This window comes from Streptomyces sp. NPDC014894 (genome assembly GCF_043080985.1).
Lineage (GTDB): Bacteria > Actinomycetota > Actinomycetes > Streptomycetales > Streptomycetaceae > Streptomyces.
The window spans coordinates 341,800-363,087 of the sequence record NZ_JBIBWD010000003.1; the positions used below are offsets into that span (position 1 = coordinate 341,800).

The 21,288-nt window shown below is 72.8% G+C and carries 15 protein-coding genes; 4 read left to right on the plus strand and 11 right to left on the minus strand.

The window, feature by feature from the left end:
* Positions 1-115 precede the first annotated feature (115 nt).
* The 4 genes from ACF089_RS09415 to pepN form a co-directional block, all read right to left on the minus strand.
* On the minus strand, positions 116-1,144 hold the full coding sequence (locus tag ACF089_RS09415) for an aspartate-semialdehyde dehydrogenase (RefSeq protein WP_392024065.1): 1,029 nt from the start codon (positions 1,142-1,144) through the stop codon (positions 116-118).
* A gap of 259 nt (positions 1,145-1,403) precedes the next feature.
* On the minus strand, positions 1,404-4,727 hold the full coding sequence (locus ACF089_RS09420; protein WP_392024068.1) for a S8 family serine peptidase: 3,324 nt from the start codon (positions 4,725-4,727) through the stop codon (positions 1,404-1,406).
* A 225-nt stretch (positions 4,728-4,952) separates the two neighbouring features.
* The gene (locus ACF089_RS09425; RefSeq protein ID WP_392024069.1) at positions 4,953-5,951 is read right to left on the minus strand and encodes a hypothetical protein; all 999 of its coding nucleotides are present in this window, start codon (positions 5,949-5,951) and stop codon (positions 4,953-4,955) included.
* Between the two features lie 394 nt (positions 5,952-6,345).
* Positions 6,346-8,934, minus strand: a complete 2,589-nt coding sequence (gene pepN, locus ACF089_RS09430) for an aminopeptidase N (protein ID WP_392024071.1) — start codon at positions 8,932-8,934, stop codon at positions 6,346-6,348.
* A gap of 183 nt (positions 8,935-9,117) precedes the next feature.
* Here pepN and ACF089_RS09435 point away from each other — a divergent pair, with 183 nt between their 5' ends.
* A complete protein-coding gene (locus ACF089_RS09435; protein WP_392024074.1) occupies positions 9,118-9,771 on the plus strand; it encodes a DsbA family protein in 654 nt (217 codons plus the stop codon).
* Positions 9,772-9,971: 200 nt separating this feature from the next.
* Here the strand turns inward: ACF089_RS09435 and ACF089_RS09440 are convergent, their stop codons facing one another.
* The 4 genes from ACF089_RS09440 to ACF089_RS09455 all read right to left on the minus strand — a co-directional run bounded on the left by ACF089_RS09440 (position 9,972) and on the right by ACF089_RS09455 (position 13,773).
* Positions 9,972-10,607 carry a superoxide dismutase gene (locus ACF089_RS09440; RefSeq protein ID WP_344473550.1) on the minus strand — a complete coding sequence of 212 codons (636 nt, stop codon included), beginning with the start codon at positions 10,605-10,607 and terminating at the stop codon, positions 9,972-9,974.
* Positions 10,608-10,898: 291 nt separating this feature from the next.
* Positions 10,899-12,326, minus strand: coding sequence for an FGGY family carbohydrate kinase (locus ACF089_RS09445; RefSeq protein WP_392024077.1), 1,428 nt, complete (start codon positions 12,324-12,326; stop codon positions 10,899-10,901).
* Between the two features lie 41 nt (positions 12,327-12,367).
* A complete protein-coding gene (locus ACF089_RS09450) occupies positions 12,368-13,381 on the minus strand; it encodes a 2-hydroxyacid dehydrogenase (RefSeq protein WP_392024080.1) in 1,014 nt (337 codons plus the stop codon).
* 47 nt (positions 13,382-13,428) lie between these two features.
* Positions 13,429-13,773: a hypothetical protein gene (locus ACF089_RS09455; RefSeq protein WP_392024083.1), complete on the minus strand. Its 345-nt coding sequence runs from the start codon at positions 13,771-13,773 to the stop codon at positions 13,429-13,431.
* Between the two features lie 117 nt (positions 13,774-13,890).
* Here ACF089_RS09455 and ACF089_RS09460 point away from each other — a divergent pair, with 117 nt between their 5' ends.
* Together ACF089_RS09460 and ACF089_RS09465 are read left to right on the plus strand one after the other, a co-directional pair.
* The gene (locus tag ACF089_RS09460) at positions 13,891-15,249 is read left to right on the plus strand and encodes an FGGY-family carbohydrate kinase (RefSeq protein WP_392024768.1); all 1,359 of its coding nucleotides are present in this window, start codon (positions 13,891-13,893) and stop codon (positions 15,247-15,249) included.
* A complete protein-coding gene (locus ACF089_RS09465) occupies positions 15,246-15,857 on the plus strand; it encodes a histidine phosphatase family protein (protein ID WP_392024086.1) in 612 nt (203 codons plus the stop codon). Before ACF089_RS09460 ends, ACF089_RS09465 begins: the two co-directional genes overlap by 4 nt.
* Before the next feature lie 42 nt (positions 15,858-15,899).
* On the opposite strand, the gene ACF089_RS09470 is transcribed toward ACF089_RS09465, so the two are convergent.
* Entirely contained in the window at positions 15,900-17,369 is a 1,470-nt protein-coding gene (locus tag ACF089_RS09470) for an amino acid permease (protein WP_392024089.1), read from the minus strand.
* Between the two features lie 394 nt (positions 17,370-17,763).
* Here ACF089_RS09470 and ACF089_RS09475 point away from each other — a divergent pair, with 394 nt between their 5' ends.
* Complete coding sequence (locus ACF089_RS09475) at positions 17,764-18,348, plus strand: biotin transporter BioY (RefSeq protein WP_392024091.1); 585 nt, start codon at positions 17,764-17,766, stop codon at positions 18,346-18,348.
* 105 nt (positions 18,349-18,453) lie between these two features.
* On the opposite strand, the gene ACF089_RS09480 is transcribed toward ACF089_RS09475, so the two are convergent.
* Together ACF089_RS09480 and ACF089_RS09485 are read right to left on the minus strand one after the other, a co-directional pair.
* The gene (locus ACF089_RS09480; RefSeq protein WP_392024092.1) at positions 18,454-19,779 is read right to left on the minus strand and encodes an FAD-binding oxidoreductase; all 1,326 of its coding nucleotides are present in this window, start codon (positions 19,777-19,779) and stop codon (positions 18,454-18,456) included.
* A gap of 36 nt (positions 19,780-19,815) precedes the next feature.
* Complete coding sequence (locus ACF089_RS09485) at positions 19,816-21,285, minus strand: amino acid permease (RefSeq protein ID WP_392024094.1); 1,470 nt, start codon at positions 21,283-21,285, stop codon at positions 19,816-19,818.
* Between the last annotated feature and the right edge of the window lie 3 nt (positions 21,286-21,288).

Here is a 21,288-nt window from a genome sequence, read left to right on the forward strand (position 1 = left end):
CTGGGTGTGGCTGGGCGAGACCCAGCCCCGCCGGCGATTGAGGCGCGAAGGGGCCCGGGGGCCCGGGGGCCCGGGGGCCCGGGGGCCCGGGGTCCCCGGGGTGGCCCCGGGGGGTTCAGGGGCGGAGTTCGGCGGCGACGAGTTCCGCGATTTGGACGGTGTTGAGCGCAGCGCCCTTGCGGAGGTTGTCGTTGGAGACGAAGAGCGCGATCCCGTGCTCCACCGTCTCGTCCGCCCGAATCCTCCCCACGTACGACGCGTCCTTCCCCGCCGCCTGCAGCGGCGTCGGAATCTCCGACAGCTCCACCCCCGGCGCCCCGGCGAGCAGCTCGTACGCCCGCTCCACGCTCAGCGGGCGCTCGAAGCTCGCGTTCACCTGGAGCGAGTGCCCGGAGAACACCGGCACCCGGACACAGGTCCCGGACACCTTGAGCCCGGGGATCTCCAGGATCTTGCGGGACTCGTTGCGGAGCTTCTGCTCCTCGTCGGTCTCGAAGGACCCGTCGTCGACGAGGTTCCCCGCCAGCGGGACCACATTGAAGGCGATGGGCCGCTTGTACACGCCCGGCTCGGGGAAGTCCACGGCCCCGCCGTCGTGGGTCAGCTCGGCCGCGTGCTCGACGGTCCGCTTCACCTGGCCGTCCAGCTCGGCGACCCCGGCGAGGCCGGATCCGGAGACGGCCTGGTAGGTGGTGGCGACCAGCGCGGTGAGCCCCGCCTCCAGCGCCAGCGGCTTCAGCACCGGCATCGCGGCCATCGTGGTGCAGTTCGGGTTGGCGATGATCCCCTTGGGGCGGTCCTTGACCGCGTGCGGGTTCACCTCGGAGACGACCAGCGGCACCTCGGGGTCCAGCCGCCAGGCGGAGGAGTTGTCGATGACGACGGCGCCCTGCCCGGCGACCTTCTCGGCCAGCGCGCGGGAGGTCGCGCCGCCCGCCGAGAAGAGCACGATGTCCAGGCCGGTGTAGTCGGCGGTGGAGGCGTCCTCGACGGTGATCTCCCGGCCCTCCCACGCGATCGTGGACCCGGCGGACCGCGCCGACGCGAAGAGGCGCAGCTCGGCGACGGGGAACTTCCGCTCGGCGAGGATGCTGCGCATGACTGTGCCGACCTGACCGGTGGCTCCGACGATTCCGACCCTCACCGATGTCTCCTCTGTGCGTTTCGTACTGATTTTACTGGGCTGGGTGCGCTCCATGATGCGTATGTCCCCGGCCGACTTGTCCAGTCCATTGTCCGAGGGGCGGACGTTGTGACGTAGGACATGCCAGGTCGGGGGCGCGGAGCCCGCGCGGCCCGGCGCGGATCGCCCGGGCGCCGGGGCACGGCGAAGGGGGGCGCCCGTCTCCGGACGCCCCCCTCGGCCCGACCGCGCCGCTACGGCACGACCGGGACCATGACCGTTACGGCGTGACCTTCTCGATCACGACGCTGCCCGCGCCCGCGGCGGTGCCGCGCGCGTTGACCAGCCGGGCCTCGCCGAAGAACTGACGTCCCTCGGGAGCCGCGCCGGCCACCACGACCTCAGCCTTGGCCTGCGCGGACGCGCCGTACGCCAGCTTGACCGAGGAGGCCGGGTCCACCTTCAGCTCACCGAGCGAAGGCGCGAAGAACACGTCCTGGTAGGCGTACTCCGTGGTCCCGGCCGGGACCGAGTAGCCGTCGACCACGATGCGGTAGGTGCCGGCCGCCGGCTTGGCGAGGCTGACCGCCTCCTCCGAGTCGCCGTCCGCCGCCTGGCCGACCAGGACGTTGTCCCGGTAGACCGCCAGGTCCAGGTCCGCCTTGGCGTCCGAGACCCCGCCGATCGCGACGTCCAGACGCTCGACGCCCGCGCCGAGGGTCACGGTCGTCTCGCGGGACTCGCCGTGCTTGACCGACGGCCGGTCGACCTTGGCCGAGCCGAGCGGACCGCCCGTGAGCCTGCCGTCCACGGCCGCGCCGCGGTTGGTCACCGTCCACTCGACGGCGGTCGGCGTGCCGATCTTCGCCTCGGGCAGCTTCTGCGGCTCCGGGGCGAACTCCGCGCCCAGCACGGTGACGTCGAGCTGGTACGGGTTGTCGAGCAGCGGGGAGGTGCGCCGCGACTCGACCTCGATCTCCCAGACGCCCGGCTGCGGGTTCGCGTACGAACGCAGGTCCGGACGGCACTTGTTCGCCGGGTTGTGGTAGTTCGGGTAGCAGTAGACCGTCGCGCTGTCCTCCATCTGCACCCCGTACGGGTGGAGCGAGATGAAGCGGGTCTGGCTGCCCTGCGCGAGACCGCCGAGCGCGACCTCCAGGGTCTTCGCGCCCTCGGGCACGGTCACGAAGTACGACTGGTGGCTGTTGCGCTGCACCGTGTCGGCGGCCGAGAAGGCGTACGAGGAGTCCGCCAGCGGGGCCGAGACCACGACGGTCGACAGGATCTGCTTGTCGACGCCCTCGGTGCGCGGGTCGTCGGCCTCCAGGATCGCGCTGTGCACGCCGGCCGTCTTCGGCCGCGCCTGGACGGTGACGGTGACCGGCTGGTTCAGCGGCAGCCGCACCCGGTCGCCGCCGAGCAGACGGAAGGTGTTGCCGGGGTTGTTCTTCCACTCCAGGTCGTGCCAGCGAGCGCCCTCGGGGCCGCTGGTCCTGGTGACGGTGATGTCGTACGTCTTGGACTGGCCGGCCTTCAGGCCGCCCTCGCGGTCGTACAGACCCGTGCCGAAGCCGGGGGTCTTCAGCGCCTGGTCGATCGAGGTGTCGACCGGGGCCTTGACGGTGTACTCGTGCGCGGTCGCGCCGTCGCGGACCGACTTCCAGGCCTCCACGACGTCGATCATGCCCGCGCCCTGCTCATGGGCCTTGACGCCGGGGATCTTGTTCGCGGTGCTGGTGACCGCGGTGCGCAGCTTCGCCGGGGTCAGCTCGATCCCGCGCTGCTCGGCGGCCGACAGCAGCAGCGCGCTCGCGCCCGCCACCTGCGGCGAGGACATCGAGGTGCCCTGCATCATCGTGTAGCCGGGCGGCAGCGCGTATCCCGACTCGGCGACCGGTCCGCCGGCCTGCCAGGTCTGGGTGGTCTGGATCGCCGCGCCGGGGCCGGTGATGGTCGGCGTGAAGCCGCCGTCCTCGCGGGGGCCGCGGGAGGAGAACGGCATCATGGCGTTCTTCTTGGTGACGGCGGATCCGTAGTTGGAGGCCCAGGTCTCCTTGGTGATCGAGGCGCCCACGGAGATGGCCTTGTCGGCGACGCCGGGGTCGCCGATGGTGTTGACGCCCGGGCCGTCGTTGCCCGCCGAGATGACCAGCTGGACGCCGTAGAGGTCGATCAGCCGGTTGTACATCAGGGCGCGGGTGTTGTTGCCGTCGTTCAGCGCCGGCAGTCCGCCGATGGAGATGTTGACGATGTCGACGCCGCGCTCGATGACGAGGTCGGCCAGACCCTCGGTCATCGCGATGTTGGTGCAGCCGCCGGTCCAGGTGCAGGCGCGCGAGGAGACCAGCTTGGCGCCGGGCGCCGCGCCGTTCATCTTGCCGCCGAACAGCCCGTTGGCGGCGGTGATCCCGCCGACGTGCGAGCCGTGCGAGCCCTCGATGACGCCGATGCTGACATGGTCGGCCGTGGCGCCCGCGGCGTTGTAGACGACGTCCTCGCGGACCTCGATCACGAAGGGGACGCGCTCGGCGACCGGGGTGGCCGGGTCGTCCTTGCCGAAGTAGCCGATCTGGAAGCCGTTGCGGTACGGCTTCATCACGGTGTCGTCGTTGAAGTCGCCGTTGTCGTTCAGGTCGACCCGCACGGTCCGGGTGCCCGCGTCGTACAGCGTCGCCCACTTGTCGGTGGTGTCGCCGTCGCGGTTGAGGTCGCCGGCCATGTCGCCGCCGAGGGTGGCGTTCTCCGAGAAGACCCGGAACCGGTAGTCGCCCGCGGGGGCCTTGTACGCGCGTCCCGCCTCGGTGAACGCCGGACCGCTGACGGTCTTGTCCATCCGCAGCCAGGTGCCGTCGCGGTCCAGGACCGGGTCGGTCGCCGTCACCCAGTCGACGATCTTGCGCTCGCCGGTGGTGGTCTTCTGGAGCGCGGGGTGCGAGACGTCGATGCCCGAGTCGAGGATGCCGATGGTCACCCCGCGGCCGTCGTACTTCGGGTTCTTCTTGACGAAGTCGACCGCGCCCGTCTCGAAGGACGGGTTGTACGGGTTCTTCGCCGGGGTGTCCTTCCCGGGAGCCGGGTAGGCGGCGGCCTGCGCGCCCGCCTTGCGCGCCGACTTCGAGGCGTCGCCGCCCGGGGTCGGGTCCTCGCGCTTGATCTCGTGCTTGAGGTCGATGCCCTGCACGCTGGAGAGCTTGGCGGCGGCCTTCAGCGCGCCCTCGGCCTTCGCGGTGGGGATCGTGGCGCGCACATAGCCGAGCTTGTCGTACGTCTTGCCGACGAACGCGCCCTCGACGGAGTCCAGCTGCCGGATCACCTGCTCGGTGGCGCCGGGGGCGGTGGCGACCATCACGGTGACGGTCTTGGCGCCGCTCGCCTCGGCCTCGGCGAGCAGCTCCTCGTCGGCGGCGCCGAGCTTGTCGGACGCCTTCGCCGCCTTGACGGGCTGGCCGGCCGGGTCGTCCGCGGTGGCGGCGAACACCGGCACGGCGCCCGCGGCCACCAGCGCGGCGACCATCGAGGCCGCGGCGGCGACACGGGCCGCGCGTCTGTGCCCTGGAACGGAGCGCCCGGATATGGAGCTCTGGGAATCGGGGGTCATCAGCATCCCTGGTTGTGAAAGAGACGTTTCCCTGGCGGTAATCAGTCAGTCCGGATTTCGGTGCCGGATGACCGCTCAGCCTCTCTTATGCGACCGGGGTTTGTGGAGAGCTGACGGAGACCTGATGTGGTCATGGCATAGATCCGCCACCGCGCAGGACGTGCCACGGGGAGCAAAGGGGGACCTATCGCTTCAACCGCCGTGCCCATGAACGGACATGTCCCCCCACGCTCAGCGCGGCAGCACGGTCACCCGGGCGGCCGGTTCCCGGTCGGAGGCGGCGGTCAGCGCGGTGCGCACCACCATCGCCTGCTGCTCGGGCGACTCCCGCAGCCGGTGCGGGGTGAGATGGACGACGGTGATCCCCAGCCGTTCCAGATGCTCGCGCTTACGGGCGCTCCGCGACCAGTCGGCGTCCTTGTCCCGGCGCGGGGCGCGGGTGTTCAGCTCGACGGCGACCGCGTGGTCGGGCCAGTAGGCGTCCACCCCGCCGAGCTGCGGACCGCCCGGAAGCCTCAGCTCCACATTCCACACCGGGTCCGGCAGCCCGTGCTCGCGCACCATCGCGTACAGCCGCTCCTCGGCGAGCGCGCGCCCCTCGGCGAGCAGGGTGTCGACGGCGTCCGCCACATGGGGCCGGTCCAGCAGCCGGGCCCGGCTCAGTTCGGCGACGACCGCGCCCGGCTCGCAGTGGCCCCGGCGGACCGCCTCGACCAGCAGCGCGCGCACCGCGCCCGGGTCCGAGAGCCGGCCGATCGCGTCGGCGAGGGCCCGCTCCACCGGGGCGACGGGCAGCCCGGTGATCTCCGCCGGCTCCGGCATCTCCTGGGCCCGTACGATCCGGGCGCAGCCGGTGGACCGCAGCCGCCGGTTCCGGGGCACCAGCACGTCGAGGTGCTCCAGGTCGAGCAGCGGGGGCGCGGCGGCGAACTGGTGCAGCGCCAGGGCGGCGAGACCGGTGATCATCGCCTCGCCGTACGGGGGAGCCGTGCCGCCCTGGGAGGGCACGGCGGGCCGGCCGGCGTAGAGCAGCACCCCGTGCAGCCGCTCCTCGCTGGTGGCGGCCGAGCGGTGGAGCAGATAGACGCCGGGCAGCAGGGTCTGCCAGGGGCCGCCGGGGCGGATTCTGGCGGCGGCCTGGGCGGGCGAGAAGCCGTGCGCGCGGAGCTGCCCCGAGGAGAGGACGCGGGGGAGGGCGAGGGGCCGGGCGGCGCGGGTGTCGTGTCTCATGCACGGGGCATGCCCACGGCTCGCCGTGCCGCTAACCTCCCGCGCCGACCCGTCGCGCGGCCGGGGCGGCCCGGGGCCCGACTCCCCAGGAACGAGGGGCCCGAGCCCGTCCAAACCTTTTGGCAGGGGGACGTCCGCCCGGGTGGACGCCCCCGATGAAACGTCCGGCGGCGACTTTTGCGCGGCGGGGCCGGAAGGCGAGGGCGGGCGCCGGGCCCTGACGACCCGCGAGGACCCGGCGGGCGCACGCCCCGCCGGATCCAGGAGCGGGCCCGCCCGGGTCCCCGCGATCGGCCGGGTCCTTCGGCCAGTCGGCCGGATCCGCCGGCGCGATCGGCCGGATTCCCGAACCCGGCCGGGACTTCAGCAGGCCCGGCCGGGATCCTCGGCCGGATCAGACCGCCGAGGCGGCGGCGGCCTCCGCGTCCCGCGCCTGGCCGCGCAGCCCGCGCGCCAGATCGTCCCGGGCCTCCAGGACCAGCCGGCGCAGCGCGGGCGCGGCCGACTCGTGCGCGGAGAGCCAGGCGTCGGCGGCCGTCAGCGCCTCCTGGCCCTGGAGCGACGGGAACAGCCCCGACACCACGTCCATGCCGATCTGGATGGACCGCTCCTCCCAGACCTTCTCGATCGCGGCGAAGAACCGGGGCGTGTACGGGGCCAGCAGCTCCCGCTGCCCGGCCTGGACGAAGCCCGAGATCGTCGCCCCGGCGAGCGCGTTGGAGAGCGCGTCGGACTCCACGACCTCGGCCCACGCCCGCTCCTTGACCTCGGCCGAGGGCCGCGCCGCGAGGCAGCGGAGCTGGTGGCGGCGGCCGGAGGCGGTGTCGTCCCGGGCCAGCTCCGCCGCGATCGCCGACTCGTCGGCCGCCCCGTGCGAGGCCAGCGGCGTCAGGAACGCCCAGCGCAGCTCCTGGTCCACCTCCAGTCCGTCGATCCTGGCCGTGCCCTTCAGCAGCCCCTCCAGCAGCTGGAGATCGGCCGCCGACTCGGCCGCCGAGGCGAAGAACCGCGCCCAGGTCAGCTGGTGCTGCCCGGCCGGCTCGGCCAGCCGCAGCTCCCGCAGCGCGCCCTCGGCGAGCAGCCGTCCGCCCTCTTCGCGCCAGTCGGGCGCGGCGTAGTGGACCAGCGCCGAGTGGGCCCAGGCGTGCAGCATCTGGAGCACGCCGATGTCGCTCTCGCGCCCGGCGTACCGGAGCACCAGATCGACGAAGTCCCGCGCGGGCATCAGCGCGTCCCGCGTCATGTTCCACAGCGCGGACCAGGCGAGCGCCCGGGCCAGCGGGTCCTCGATGTCGCCGAGGGAGTCGCGCAGCGTGTTCAGCGACGCCTCGTCGAAGCGGATCTTGCAGTAGGTCAGATCCTCGTCGTTGACCAGGACCAGCTCGGGGCGCTCGGCCCCGGCCAGCTCCTCGACGGCGGTCCGCGCGCCGGTGACGTCGACCTCGGCGCGCGCGTACCGCACCAGCCGGGAGTCCTCGTGCCGGTAGAGGCCGACGGCGACCCGGTGCGGACGGAGTTCGTCGCCGTCCTGGACGACGGCGAGTTCGGTGACACGGCCCGCCGCGTCACAGGTCACCACCGGGGTGAGCGAGTTGACGCCGGAGGTCTGGAGCCAGGAGCGCGACCAGGCGGTCATGTCCCGCCCGGAGGTCTCCTCCAGCACCGACAGCAGATCGCCGAGCCGGGTGTTCCCGTACGCGTGCCGCTTGAAGTACCGGCGCGCGCCGTCGAGGAACGCCTCCTCGCCGACGTAGGCGACCAGCTGCTTGAGGACGCTCGCGCCCTTGGCGTAGGTGATGCCGTCGAAGTTCAGCTTGGCGTCCTCCAGGTCACGGATGTCGGCCGTGACGGGGTGGGTGGAGGGCAGCTGGTCGGCGCGGTAGGCCCAGGCCTTGCGGTTGTTGGCGAAGGTGACCCAGCCGTTGGTGAAGCGGGTCGCGCCGACCATGGCGTACGAGCCCATGAAGTCGGCGAAGGACTCCTTCAGCCACAGGTCGTCCCACCAGACCATGGTGACGAGGTCGCCGAACCACATGTGCGCCATCTCGTGCAGGATGACGTTGGCCCGGCGCTCGTAGGACGCCTGGGTGACGTTGCCCCGGAAGACGAACTCCTCGCGGAAGGTGACGCAGCCCGGGTTCTCCATGGCCCCGATGTTGTACTCGGGGACGAACGCCTGGTCGTACTTGCCGAAGGGGTACGGGTAGTCGAAGCGGTCGTGGAAGAAGTCCAGGCCCTGCTTGGTGACGAGGAAGATGTCGTCGGCGTCGAAGTGCCGGGCGAGGCCCTTGCGGCACATCGCCCCGAGCGGGATCTCCAGCACGGTGGAGTCGTCGAGGGTCCGCCGGTAGACATCCGTCTCATAGTGGTACGGACCGGCCACCACGGCGGTGATGTACGTGGAGATCGGCAGGGTGGGGGCGAACCGCCACACCCCGTCCTCCTCGCGCCCGCCCGCGCCGTTGCTCCAGACGGTCCAGCCCTCGGGGGCGGTCGCCTCGAAGCGGAAGGGAGCCTTCAGGTCGGGCTGCTCGAAGTTGGCGAAGACCCGCCGGGCGTCGGCCGGCTCGTACTGGGTGTAGAGATAGACCTCGCCGTCCTCCGGGTCCACGAAACGGTGCAGCCCCTCGCCGGTGCGGCTGTAGGCGCACTGCGCGTCCACGACCAGCACGTTGGACTCGGCGAGCGAGTCCAGGGCGATCCGGGAGCCGTCGAACACCACGGCCGGGTCCAGCTTCTCGCCGTTCAGCGTCACCGCGGTGACCTCGGGGGCGAGCAGATCGGCGAACGACGACGCGCCCGGCCGCGCGCAGCGGAACCGGACGGTGGTCACCGAGCGGAAGGTGCGGGGGCCGGAGCCCGCCGCGTCCTCGGGGGCGTCGCCGACGGCGGAGCGCAGGTCGAGGGCGACCTCGTACCCCTCGACGGACAGCAGTTCCGCCCGCTGGCGGGCCTCGTCGCGGGACAGATTCTCACCGGGCACGGGGGCACTCCTTCAGATCTCTTCGATGGACGCGGATTCCAGCGCGGCGCGCGGACAGCGACAAACGCCCCGATACTCCCACGCGCGTCCGGACACCGGTATCCGGGAATCGGATGCGGGCCGGTGGCGTTGTCCTGGTGAGGCGTAGGCCACACTCTGTCGCTGTTCCCCATGAGGAGAGACATGTCCGACAACGGCAAGACCCCGGTGGACTTCTGGTTCGACCCGCTCTGCCCCTGGGCCTGGATGACGTCCCGCTGGGTGCTGGAGGTCGAGAAGGTCCGTGACATCGAGGTCCGCTGGCACGTGATGAGCCTCGCGGTGCTCAATGAGGACAAGATGGACCAGGTTCCGGAGCAGTACCGCGAGGGGCTGCGCCAGTCGTGGGGCCCGGTCCGGGTCGCCGTCGCGGCCGAGCAGCTGCACGGCGGCGAGGTCCTCGGCCCGTTCTACACCGCGCTGGGCACCCGCATCCACAACCGGGGCGAGGGTCTGACCCCGGAGAACGTCAGGGAGATCGTCTCGGCCGCGCTCGCCGAGGCGGGACTGCCCGAGTCGCTGGTCGAGTATCTCGACAAGGACAGCTACGACACCGAGCTGCGGGCCTCCCACAAGGAGGGCATCGACAAGGTCGGCCAGGAGGTCGGCACGCCGGTCATCGCGGTGCCGGGCGCGGACGGCGGGCAGATCGCCTTCTTCGGGCCGGTGGTGACGCCGACCCCGCAGGGCGAGGAGGCCGCGAAGCTGTGGGACGGGACGCTGCTGGTGGCGTCGGTCCCCGGGTTCTTCGAGATCAAGCGCACCCGCACGGCGGACCCCGACTTCTCCAACCTCTGACCGGACCCGGGTGACGCCTCTTCGCCCGAGGGGCGTCCCCGGCCGGCTCCCGGCCCCGGGCCGGCGGCGGGAGACCGCCCCGGCCCGGTACGGGAAGAACCCCCGCGAGTCCTGTCCTCGCGGGGGTTCCTCCTTCCATCCGCCCGCACGTGAAGGTTGAGAAGACGATCACGAGCAGGACGAGGGGGACGCCCGATGCGTCACGGAGCGATGAGCGGGGTGCGCTCCTTGGCCTCGGCGTAGCGCTTGGCCACGTCCTGCCAGTTCACGACCTGCCACATGGCGTCGATGAAGTCCACCTTCTGGTTCTTGTACTGAAGGTAGAAAGCGTGCTCCCAGGCGTCGAAGACCAGAATGGGCACCGAGCCCTGGCCGACATTGCCCTGGTGGTCGTAGACCTGCTCCACGATCAGCCGACGGCTGACCGGCTCGTACGCCAGAACGCCCCAGCCCGAGCCCTGCGTCGTCGCCGACGCCTTGGTCAGCTGGGCCTTGAACTTGGCGAAGGAGCCGAACGACTCGGCGATGGCGTCCGCCAGCTCGCCGACGCCGTCCTTGTCCAGCGGCTCGCCGCCGCCGTCGCCGGTCATGTTGTGCCAGTAAATGCTGTGGAGGATGTGGCCGGAGAGATGGAACGCGAGGTTCTTCTCCAGGCCGTTGATCGCGCCCCACTGGTCCTTGTCGCGGGCCTCCGCGAGCTGCTCCAGCGTGTCGTTCGCGCCCTTGACGTAAGCGGCGTGGTGCTTGTCGTGGTGCAGCTCGATGATCTGCGGATTGATGACCGGTTCGAGCTCGGCGTAGTCGTACGGCAGATCAGGAAGCGTATAGATGGCCATTGTTGTCCGGTCCCTCCGACTGCTTATTGCACATCTTCTGCAAGTGCACGTTAGCAGCAGGAGGGGTTGGCGAGTGATCAGGCATTGGTCCTAGGACTCGCGCGTCAGCCCTCTTCCCCGGCGATCCGCGATATCCGGGAAGACGGCGATCCGGTGATCGGAACGCCCGCGAAAGGCGCGCCGAGTTCCGCCCTTCCGCGATCTTCCGGCGGTCGCCGGAATACGGCGGCGTAATGCGGGACCGCTCGCCGCGGCCCCGGGCGGCCCCGGGCGATGCGCGGCGGGGGCGGTTCAGACCGCCCGGGCCCGGGCGCGGGCCGAGGCGAGGCGGTGAAGGTGGTCGGCGTAGGCCCCGGCGTAGAACTCCGCGCGCGCCGGATCGGGCTCCACCACCGCCGCGGGGGCCGTCCACCCGGCGGCGTCCAGCCCGACCCCGTAGCGCTCCGCGGCCGCCAGCACCGCCCCCCGGGCCCCCACCTCCCCCTCCACGATCCGCAGCGGCCTGCCCAGCACATCCGCGAAGAGCCGGGTCCACGCCGGGGACCGGGAGCCTCCGCCGCAGATCGCGAGCGTGCCCGTCAGCCCGGCCGCCTCCAGACAGTGCCGGGCCGCGAAGCCGATGCCCTCGCAGACCGCGCGGATCAGATCCGCCCGGGTCGACTCCAGGGACACCCCGGTCAGCTCGGCGCGCAGCCGGGGCTCCACGAACGGCGCGCGCTCCCCGGAGGGCGCGAAATAGGGCAGCACCCGCACCCCGTGCGCCCCGGGCGGGGTGGCGTCCAGCAGGGCGTCCACCTCCGTGCGCGGCACCCCCGTGGTCTCCAGCACCCAGTCCAGCGCCGCCGTGCCCACCATCGCGGGCATCGCCCGCAGCCAGTGCCCGGCCCGGTCCGTCGAGATGTGCAGCCCGGCCGGCTCGCCGTCCAGATCGAGCCGGTCCACGGCGACCAGCGCCGCGAGACAGGTGCCGACGATCAGCAGCCCGTCGCCGGGCGCGGTCACGCCCGCGCCCAGCGCGCAGGCCGGCAGATCGTACGGCCCGTTCGCGATCCGCACCCCGTCCGCGGCCGCCCCCCGCACCTTCCCGACCGCGATCGGGTCGCTGATCTCCGGCAGCAGCCCCCGCCGCGCCCCGAGCCCGAGGGAGTCCAGCACCTCGTCCGCGTACCCCCGCTCCCGGGGATCGAGGAAGGGCATCGACGCGTCCGACACATCCGTCGCCCGGACGCCCGTCAGCCGCTGGAACACCATGTCCTTGCAGTAGACCGCGGCCGCCGCCGCGTCCAGGGCGGCCGGCTCGTGCCGCTCCAGCCAGGCCAGCACCGGCCCCGGACAGCCGGGGAACATCGCGCTCCCCGTGCGCCGGAACACCGACTCCACCACCCCCGCCGACTGCCAGGCGTCGACCAGCTCGTGCGCCCGGCCGTCCATCCAGGAGATCGCGGCGCGCACCGGCAGACCCTCCTCGTCCACCAGCCAGACGCCGTCGCCCTGCCCGGTGAGCCCGATCAGCTCCACCGGCCCGCCGACCGCGCCCGCCACCGCCGCGAGCACCTCGGACACCGCGCCGAACACCTCGTCCATGTCCTGCTCGGCGCGCCCGCCGTGGAGGGCGAGGGAGACCGGCCGCGACTCCACGCGCAGCGTCCGCCCCCGCTCGTCGAAGGCGGCGGCCTTGACCATCGACGTGCCCGCGTCGATCCCGATGTATGTCGCCAAGATCAGCACTCCTCACTGCCCCGCGCGCGCGGGAGCCCGGGTCAGGTCAGGGTGTGGGCGAGCGGCGCGCCCCGGGCGTAACGGCCCGCCTCCGCCGCCGCGATCTCCGCCGCCTTGCGCGCCACCGCCCGGCTCGCGCCCGCCACATGCGGCGTCAGCACCACATTCGGCGTGGACAGCAGCCGGGCGCCCGCCCGCAGCGGCTCCTCCTCATAGGTGTCCAGCGCCGCCGCGGCCAGCCGCCCGTCGTCCAGCGCGTCGCACAGCGCCTCCGTGTCCAGCAGCCCGCCGCGCGCCGCGTTCACCAGCACCGCGCCGCGCGGCAGCAGCGCCAGCTCCCGCGCGCCGATCATCCCGCGCGTCTCCGGCGTCAGCCGGGCGTGCAGGGTCAGCACCCGCGACCGGGAGAGCAGCGCCTCCAGCGAGCGCGCCCGCATCCCGTGCACATCGCCGCGCACATACGGGTCGTACACCTCCACCTCGGCCCCGAACGCGCTCAGCACCCGGGCCACCCGGCTGCCCACCGCGCCGTACCCGACCAGCCCGACGGGCGTGTCCTCCAGCTCCAGCCCGCTGTGCTCGTACGTGTAGTACGAACCGTCCCAGTCGCCCTCCAGCGCCAGCGACTGGTGCGCCTGCGGGATCCGGCGCAGCGCGCCGAGCATCAGTCCGACGGTGAACTCCGCCGTGGACGCCGCGTTGCGCCCCGGCGCGAAACAGACCCGCACCCCGCGCTCCGCGGCCGCCGCCGCGTTGACGTTCACCGGGCCGCCCCGGCAGACCGCGATCATCCTCAGCGAGGGCGCGGCGGCCAGCACCCGTTCCGTGAAGGGGGCCATCTGGGTGATACAGACCTCCACCCCGTCCAGCGCCTTGATCAGCTCGTCCTCGGCGTCGCTCGCCTCCGTCACCTCCGCGACCGGACCGAAGGGCTCCAGCGGCCAGGGCAGGGTCAGTTCGGCCAGTTCGTACGAGGTGTCGCCGAGGTGCCGGCGGAGCGCCTCGGCGATCAGATCATTGCGGACGAAGTGGTCTCCGGCGGCCAGGACTTTCATTCGGTTCCTCCGCGTGGTCGTGGGCCCGGCCTGCGGGCGGTACGGGGCTACGGACCGGCCGCCGCGCAGACCTGAGGGGGGACGTGGTGCTCCGCGAGGGCGCGTATCGCCCCGCCCGGGCAGGGCGGCGGCGCCGAGCGGTCCGCCGGGTCGGATCCGGCGCGCCTCACGGACACGATGTGCTGCTCCTGGTGGTACGCGAACCCTGCGGGCTCCGCCGACGCCGGGGCCCGGAGGGCCCGCCCGGCCCGGCCCCCGGGGAAGGAGGAGTGCAGCGGATCGTAGCCGCCGCCGGCCGCCGTCGGGCGGATGCCGCGCGCGACGGCACGGGCTCCGTCACGCGTGTGCGCGGGGGCGGTGATCGCCCGGTGCCGGACCGCGGGTCCTCGCATGGCAACAGAGCTTGGGAGAAGGACCCGGGGCCGTCAATCCTCCGCGCACGGGTTTCTCCCGGCGGAAGATGAGAACTTCTCAGGAGAGGCCGGGACGTGCGACCGACAGGAGCCGGTATGTGGATGGGCATCGACCTGGGCACCCAGAGCGTCCGCGCCGTTCTCGCCGCGGACGACGGGGAGATCCTCGGCAGCGGCTCCGCGCCGCTGACCGGCCGCCGGGAGGGACCGCTCCACGAACAGCTCCCCGCCGACTGGTGGACGGCCGTCACCGCCGCCGTCCGCGGAGCCCTGCGCGGCGGCCACCGCCCCCGCGCGCTCGCCGTCTGCTCCACCTCCGGCACCGTGCTGCTCACCGACGACCGCGGCCGGGCCCTCACCCCGGCCGTGATGTACGACGACGGCCGCGCCCCCGGCCGCGGCCTCGGCCGGGCCCGCCTCCTCCTCGACGCCCACGGCCCCGGGCACATCACCCATCAGGCCGATCTGATCACGGCCCGGCTCGCGGGCCGCCGGCTGCCCACCGACTCCAGCCACGCCCTCAAGACCGGCTACGACCCCGAACGCGAGGCCTTCGACGACCCCGGGCAGCCGGGCCTGCCCGAGGTGGTGCGCCCCGGCGTCCGGATCGGCGAGGTGAGCCGGGAGGCCGAGGCGGCCACCGGCCTGGCCGCGGGCACCGCGATCGTGGCCGGGATGACCGACGGCTGCGCCGCGCAGATCGCCTCCGGATCGCTCGCCGTCGGCTCCTGGAACTCGGTCCTGGGCACCACCCTCGTCCTCAAGGGAGTCACCGCCGAACCCCTGCGCGACCCCGCGGGCGTGGTCTACAGCCACCGCTCCCCGGACGGCGGCTGGCTGCCCGGCGGCGCGTCCAACGTGGGCGGCGGAGCCCTGCGCGCCGCCTTCCCGGACGCCGACCCGGCCGCGCTCGACGCACTGGCCCGCGCCCACGAGCCGGCCGGCGCGATCGCCTATCCGCTGGGCGCGCGCGGCGAGCGCTTCCCCTTCCGGGCCCCCGACGCCACCGCCTTCCTGCTCGGGACGCCCGTCTCCGACGCCGACCACTGGGCGGCGCTCCTCCAGGGGGTGGCCCTGACCGAACGGCTCTGCCTGGACTATCTGGACTTCCTGGGCGCGCCCGTGGACGGCCCGCTCGCCTTCACCGGCGGAGCGGTCCGCAGCGACTACTGGACCCGGCTGCGCGCGGAGATCCTGGGCCGCCCGGTGCGGATCCCCGTCTCCGGCGAACCCGCCCTCGGCATGGCGGTCCTGGCGGCGTACGGGGCGGGCGCGGCCCCTGCCCTCGCCGGGGTCGCCGAGCGGATGGTGCGACTGAGCCGGACGGTCCGCCCGGCCGGCTCCCAGCGCTTCACCGGCCCGTATCTGACACTCGTCGGCGAACTGGAACGGCGCGGCTGGCTTCCGCCGGAGGTCGCGTCGCACGCGTACACCCGCACCGAGAGGCAACGATGAGCACGACACTTCTGCTGGCCCGTCACGGCCAGACCGTCTGGCACGCGGAGAACCGCTACGCCGGGGTGAGCGATGTGGCGCTCACCGACGAGGGCCGCCGCCAGGCCCGGCAGCTGGGGGAGTGGGCGGCCCGGCACCCGGTGGACGCGATCCGGACCTCCACGCTCTCCCGCGCGATCGAGACGGCCGCCCCCGCCTGCGCGGCGCTCGGGCTGACCCCGCACCGCGACCCCGAGCTGCGCGAGTGCGACTTCGGCGTGGTGGAGGGGCGCACCCTGACCGAGTTCGGCCTGGAGCACCCCGAGGCCGCCCTGGACTTCGCCGACGACCCCGTCGCCCACCCCTTCCCAGAGGCGGAGGACCCGAGGTCGGCCGCCATGCGGGGGGCGGACGCGCTGCGCCGCGCCGCCCGCGCCCACGAGGGCGAACGGGTGCTGGTGGTCGCCCACAACACCCTGCTCCGGCTGGTCCTGTGCGAGCTGCTCGGCATCCCTCTCGGCGACTACCGCCGGGTCTTCCCCCGGCTCCGCAACGCGGCTCTCACCGAACTCTGTCTCTCGGGGGACACCGCGTCGCTGCTGGGGCTCAATCTCCCCACGGACCGCTGACGGTCCGCCCGGCGGCGGGGCCTCCCGCCGCCGGCCGGACGGTCAGCGGGATCCGGAGGAAGAGCCCCGCGCCGCCCCGCCGTCGCCGTCCCGCCGGGCCGCGATCCGCTGACGGATGACGCCCACCGCCACCAGGACCAGCGTCAGCAGCCCCGTGTAGTACAGCTGCGTCCGGGTCTCGTCCTCCCGTGCCATCAGCGCGAACACCGTCACCATCCCGGCGAGCGCGACCCAGGTCAGCCCGGGGTACCACCACATCTTGACCACGAGCCGCGCCGGGTCCTCGCGCTCCGTGCGCCGCCGCAGGATCAGCTGGGAGACCGCGATGAAGAACCAGACCACCAGGATGATCGCGCCGATCATGTTCAGCAGCCACATGAAGACGTCGTCCGGCCGCCAGTAGCTGAGCAGCACGCACAGGAAGCCGAACCCCGACGACACCACGACCGCCGCCCTCGGCACCCCGTTGCGGGTGCGCCCCAGCGCCTTCGGGCCCTGCCCGCGCCCGACCAGCGAGCACGACATGCGCGAGGCCGCGTAGATGTTGGCGTTCATCGCGGACAGCAGCGCGATCAGGATGACGACGTTCATGATCTGCCCGGCCGCCGGGATCCCCAGATGGTCGAGGGTGGCGACGTACGGCCCCTGCTCCACCACCTTCGGGTGGTCCCAGGGCACCAGCGTCACGACGACCGCCATGGATCCGACGTAGAAGATCGCGATCCGCCACATGGCGGTGCGCACGGCCCGGGCGACGCCCTTCACCGGGTGCTCGGACTCGGCCGCCGCGATGGTCACCGTCTCCAGGCCGCCGTACGCGAAGACCGACGCCAGCAGGCCGAACACCAGCCCCTCGGTGCCGTTGGGCAGGAATCCGCCCTCGCCGGTGAGGTTCGAGGTCCCGGGCGCGTCCCCGCCGCCCGGGAGCAGCCCGGCGATCGCGAGGACGCCGATCCCGAGGAAGAGCACGATCGCGCCGACCTTGAGCGCGGCGAACCAGAACTCGAACTCGCCGAAGTTCTTCACCGCGGCGAGGTTCGCGAGGCAGAACGCCACCGTGAAGAGCGCGACCCAGGCCCACTCGGGAGTGCCCGGCAGCCAGCCGACCATGATCTTCGCCGCGCCGATGCCCTCCAGTCCGACGACCACGCAGAGCAGGAACCAGTAGATCCAGCCGGAGGCGAAGCCGGCCCAGGGCCCGATGGCCCGTTCGGCGTGGACGGAGAAGGTGCCCGACGCGGGGTTGGCCGCCGACATCTCGCCCAGCATCCGCATCACCAGCATGACGAGCAGCCCGGAGAGCGCGTACGCGACGATGATCGACGGACCCGCCTGGGCGATGCCCGCGCCGGATCCGACGAACAGCCCCGCGCCGATGACGCCGCCCAGGGCGATCATCGACAGATGGCGCTGTTTCAGGCCGTGGCCGAGGCCCTGGTTCCCGGGATCACCGTCGGCGGGCGGCCGGTCCTGCGGTCGGGCGGAGGTCTGAGACGCCGAGGTCTTGGACATGGGGGTGTCCTGATTCAGTAGCTGACGGAGAGCGAAGCTCAAACTGAGCATGCGCGCCGATCACAGGGCAACGGATGTCCACCGAACGGTCACGAGCCTCACATGAAACGCACATTTGCATACAGAGTGCTGGCAGCCTACGCATATTCCCGGCTTTGGCAGAACCCTACAGCCCCTCCCCGCCCCGCCCTTCGGCCATTCCGCCCCCACCAGTGACGAGCATCACGCGCCGGGCCGCATGATCCGCGCCGTTTGTGCGATCTCCATGAAGGCCGCACACCGCCCTTTGTCGGCGCTTGACGGTGATCCCGGGAATCCCCGTGGGCTACGGTCAAAGTGCTTTCCCGTACCCCCCGCACCCCTCCCCGCCCGCCCTCGCCTCCGCGGAGTTCCGATGAGCACTGCCACTGCCACCTCCCGTCCGGGCGCGGTCCTCGCGGACCTGCTCCCCGCCTCCCGCACCCGGGAGATCGCGCTCGTCGTCGGCGGCGCGGCCCTCACCGGCCTCGCGGCCCAGATAGCGCTGCCGATCCCCGGCTCCCCGGTCCCCGTCTCCGGGCAGACCTTCGCCGCGCTGCTCGTGGGCACCGCCCTCGGGGCCCGCCGCGGCTTCCTCTCGCTCGCGCTCTACGCGATCGCCGGCATGGCGGGCATGCCCTGGTTCGCGGAGGGCCAGTCCGGCTGGTCCATACCGTCCTTCGGCTACATCCTCGGCATGCTGCTCGCCTCGACCGTCGTCGGCGCGCTGGCCCGGCGCGGCGCGGACCGCTCCGTCCCGCGCATGGCGGGCGCGATGCTCGCCGGCTCCGCGATCGTGTACGCGATCGGCGTGCCGTATCTCGCCCTGGCCACCGGGATGACGCTGTCCCAGGCGGTCGCGGCCGGGCTGACCCCGTTCCTGATCGGCGACGCGCTCAAGGCGGCGCTGGCGATGGGTCTGCTGCCCACGGCCTGGAAGCTGATCGGCCGCCGCGACTGACCGCACGGCCGCACCGCGCGGCGCGCCCCAGCTCCTCCGCACCGCACCGCCACGGCCCCGGGCCCGTCCGCCGCAGGACGCGGACCCGGGGCCGTCGCCATGACGTCAGCCGCCGAATCCGTACCCCCGCCGGAAGAGGTTCCCCGGGTCGTACGCCCGCTTCACCCGCGCCAGCCGCTCCCGCGCCCCGGCGGGGCCGTACAGCCCGTCCGTGCGGTCCCCGGCCCCGAAGGCGAAGTTCAGCGACCGCCCCAGCACGGCGCTCCCCAGCCCCCTCCCCACCCCGTCGTGGAGCGCGCGGATCGCCGGGACGTCCGTCCCCGGGGTGATCATCGACAGCATCCGCACCAGATACGCGGCGTCGCGGTACGGCACCGCGTTCGGCCGGGGCGTCGACAGCGCCCCGCCCAGATGGCTGATCTGCGTCACCGTCCACACCGGCTGCCCCGGCCCCGTCGCCCGCAGCACCCGCCGCAGCGCGTCCGGGTCCAGCCCGCTCGTCATCGCGCTGTCGCCGCGGTACGGATGCGGCTGCTCCGGCTCCGCGTGGATCGACCCGCTCTCGGTGTACGGCAGCTCCCGCAGCGAGTCCTCCAGCGCGGGCCCGAGCGCCCGCAGCGGAGCGACGAGCCGCTCGCCCTCGGCCGCCGAACCGGTGTACGCGACCCGGACCGACGCCGTGTACCGCCCGCGCAGCGACGCCGGGACCATCGGCAGATCCGGATGGGCCAGCACCGCCAGCACCGACGTCAGCTCGTCGGGCACGGTCCCGGTCCACTCCAGCCAGGCGCCGGCGACCTCCTCGACCAGCTCGTCCCCGAAGAGCAGCGAGCCGCCGTACAGCCGGCTCACCGGCATCAGACCGGTCTCGATCGCCGTGACGACCCCGAGGCCGGCCCCGCCGCCGAGCAGCGCCCAGTACAGCTCCCCGTCGGCCGCCGTCACCCGGCGCTCACCGCCGTCGGCGGTGACCACCTCCAGCGCCCGCACATGATCGGCCGCGTACCCGAACCGCCGGGCCATCAGCCCGAGACCGCCGCCCAGGGTGTAGGAGACCGCGCCGACCCCGGGGAACGAGCCGCTGAGCGGGGCGAGTCCGTGCGGGGCGGCGGCCTCGATCACCCGCCCCCAGGTCGCCCCGGCCCCGATCCGCGCGGTACGGGACCCGGGGTCGATCCGGACCTCGTTCATCCGGCGGGTGGTGATCAGGACCCCGCCCTCGGAGGAGCCCGGCAGCCCGTGCCCGGTGGCCTGCGCCGAGACCGGGAGGCCGCGCTCGGCCGCGTACCGCACGGCCTGCCGGACGTCGGCCGGGCCGCTCGCGCCGACCACCAGATCGGGCCGCTGGGTGAAGCCGGTCTGGAATCCGGCCAGCTCCTCGTCGTACCCCCGGTCGCCGGGGCGGAAGGTGTTTTCGGCATGGAAGATCATGGGGCAGAGCGTGCCTCCATAACCTGACACATGCCGTCAGGTATCCGTCCGGTCCCCCGCCGGTGTCGCCCTCGGACGTCCGCCCCCGCGCCTCCAGGGGCGCTCACGGCCCACCGCTATCCCCACCACCACCGCCGCGACCAGCAGCGACAGCACCATCTGCTCACGGCCGGCGTCGGAGAACAGCATGTAGCCGATGATGAAGAGGATCATTCCTATGGTGGCCCAGGTCAGCCCGGGGAAGAGCCACATGCGCACCACCAGCCGCTCCGGCGACTCGCGTTCGATGATCCCGCGCATCCGCAGCTGGGTGCAGCAGATCACCAGCCAGACGAAGAGGGCGACCGCGCCGGAGGAGTTGATCAGGAACGCGAAGACGGTGTCGGGCCAGCGGTAGTTGAAGAAGACCGCGATGAAGCCGAAGAGCACCGAGGCGAGAATGGCGGCCCGGGGCACTCCCCGGCTGTCCGTCCGGGCGAAGGACCGGGGCGCGTCCCCGCGCCTGCCCAGCGAGAACGCCATCCGCGAGGCCGTGTAGAGACCGGAGTTCAGACAGGACAGCACGGCGGTCAGCACGATCACGTTCATGATCTGTCCGGCGTGCGGGATGCCGATGGAGTCGAGCGCGGCGACGTACGAGCCGTGCTCGGCGATCGACTTGTCGTTCCACGGCAGCAGGGTCAGCACCACGAAGATCGAGCCGAGATAGAAGACCGCGATCCGCCAGATCACGCTGTTGGTCGCCTTGGCCACCGCCCGCTGCGGATCGGCCGACTCGCCCGCCGCCAGGGTCACGATCTCGCTGCCCATGAAGGAGAAGACGACCAGCAGCACACCGGTGAGCACCGCGCCGTACCCCTCGGGGAAGAATCCGCCCGCGCTCGTCAGATGGTGCAGCCCGGAGCCCGGATTGTCCGAGCCGGGCAGCAGCCCGAAGACCGCGAGCAGCCCGACCACGACGAACAGCCCGATCGCCGCCACCTTGATGCCCGCGAACCAGAACTCGAACTCGCCGTACGAGCCCACCGAGGCCAGATTGGTCGCGGTCAGCACCACCATCACGATCAGCGCCCAGGCCCACTGCGGCACCGCCGGGATCCAGCTCTCCAGGATCACCGCCCCGGCGGTCGCCTCCACGGCCTGGACCACGACCCAGAAGAACCAGTAGAGCCAGCCGATCGAGAAACCGGCCCAGCGCCCCAGCGCCCGGTCCGCGTACTCGGAGAAGGAGCCGGAGGCCGGATTGGCCGCGGCCATCTCGCCCAGCATCCGCATCACGAGCACGACCATCGATCCGACGAGGGCGTACGAGAGCAGAATGGCGGGGCCCGCCGCGGCGATCCCGGTCGCGGAGCCCACGAAGAGCCCTGCCCCGATCACCCCGCCGATCGCGATCATCGACAGATGGCGGTTCTTGAGCCCGGGGCGCAGACCGCCGTCCGGCGGGGGAGCACCGGGATCGCCGGGCCGCCCCCCGTCCTCTGCGAGGGTGTTCTGCGAGGTCATGGA

Coding starts and splice junctions, on each gene's coding strand:
- ACF089_RS09420 (WP_392024068.1), bottom strand. CDS start 4,727: ATGCTGATGACCCCCGATTCCCAGAGCTCCATATCCGGGCGCTCCGTT.
- ACF089_RS09425 (WP_392024069.1), bottom strand. CDS start 5,951: ATGAGACACGACACCCGCGCCGCCCGGCCCCTCGCCCTCCCCCGCGTC.
- ACF089_RS09435 (WP_392024074.1), top strand. CDS start 9,118: ATGTCCGACAACGGCAAGACCCCGGTGGACTTCTGGTTCGACCCGCTC.
- ACF089_RS09440 (WP_344473550.1), bottom strand. CDS start 10,607: ATGGCCATCTATACGCTTCCTGATCTGCCGTACGACTACGCCGAGCTC.
- ACF089_RS09450 (WP_392024080.1), bottom strand. CDS start 13,381: ATGAAAGTCCTGGCCGCCGGAGACCACTTCGTCCGCAATGATCTGATC.
- ACF089_RS09455 (WP_392024083.1), bottom strand. CDS start 13,773: ATGCGAGGACCCGCGGTCCGGCACCGGGCGATCACCGCCCCCGCGCAC.
- ACF089_RS09460 (WP_392024768.1), top strand. CDS start 13,891: ATGTGGATGGGCATCGACCTGGGCACCCAGAGCGTCCGCGCCGTTCTC.
- ACF089_RS09465 (WP_392024086.1), top strand. CDS start 15,246: ATGAGCACGACACTTCTGCTGGCCCGTCACGGCCAGACCGTCTGGCAC.
- ACF089_RS09470 (WP_392024089.1), bottom strand. CDS start 17,369: ATGTCCAAGACCTCGGCGTCTCAGACCTCCGCCCGACCGCAGGACCGG.
- ACF089_RS09475 (WP_392024091.1), top strand. CDS start 17,764: ATGAGCACTGCCACTGCCACCTCCCGTCCGGGCGCGGTCCTCGCGGAC.
- ACF089_RS09480 (WP_392024092.1), bottom strand. CDS start 19,779: ATGATCTTCCATGCCGAAAACACCTTCCGCCCCGGCGACCGGGGGTAC.
- ACF089_RS09485 (WP_392024094.1), bottom strand. CDS start 21,285: ATGACCTCGCAGAACACCCTCGCAGAGGACGGGGGGCGGCCCGGCGAT.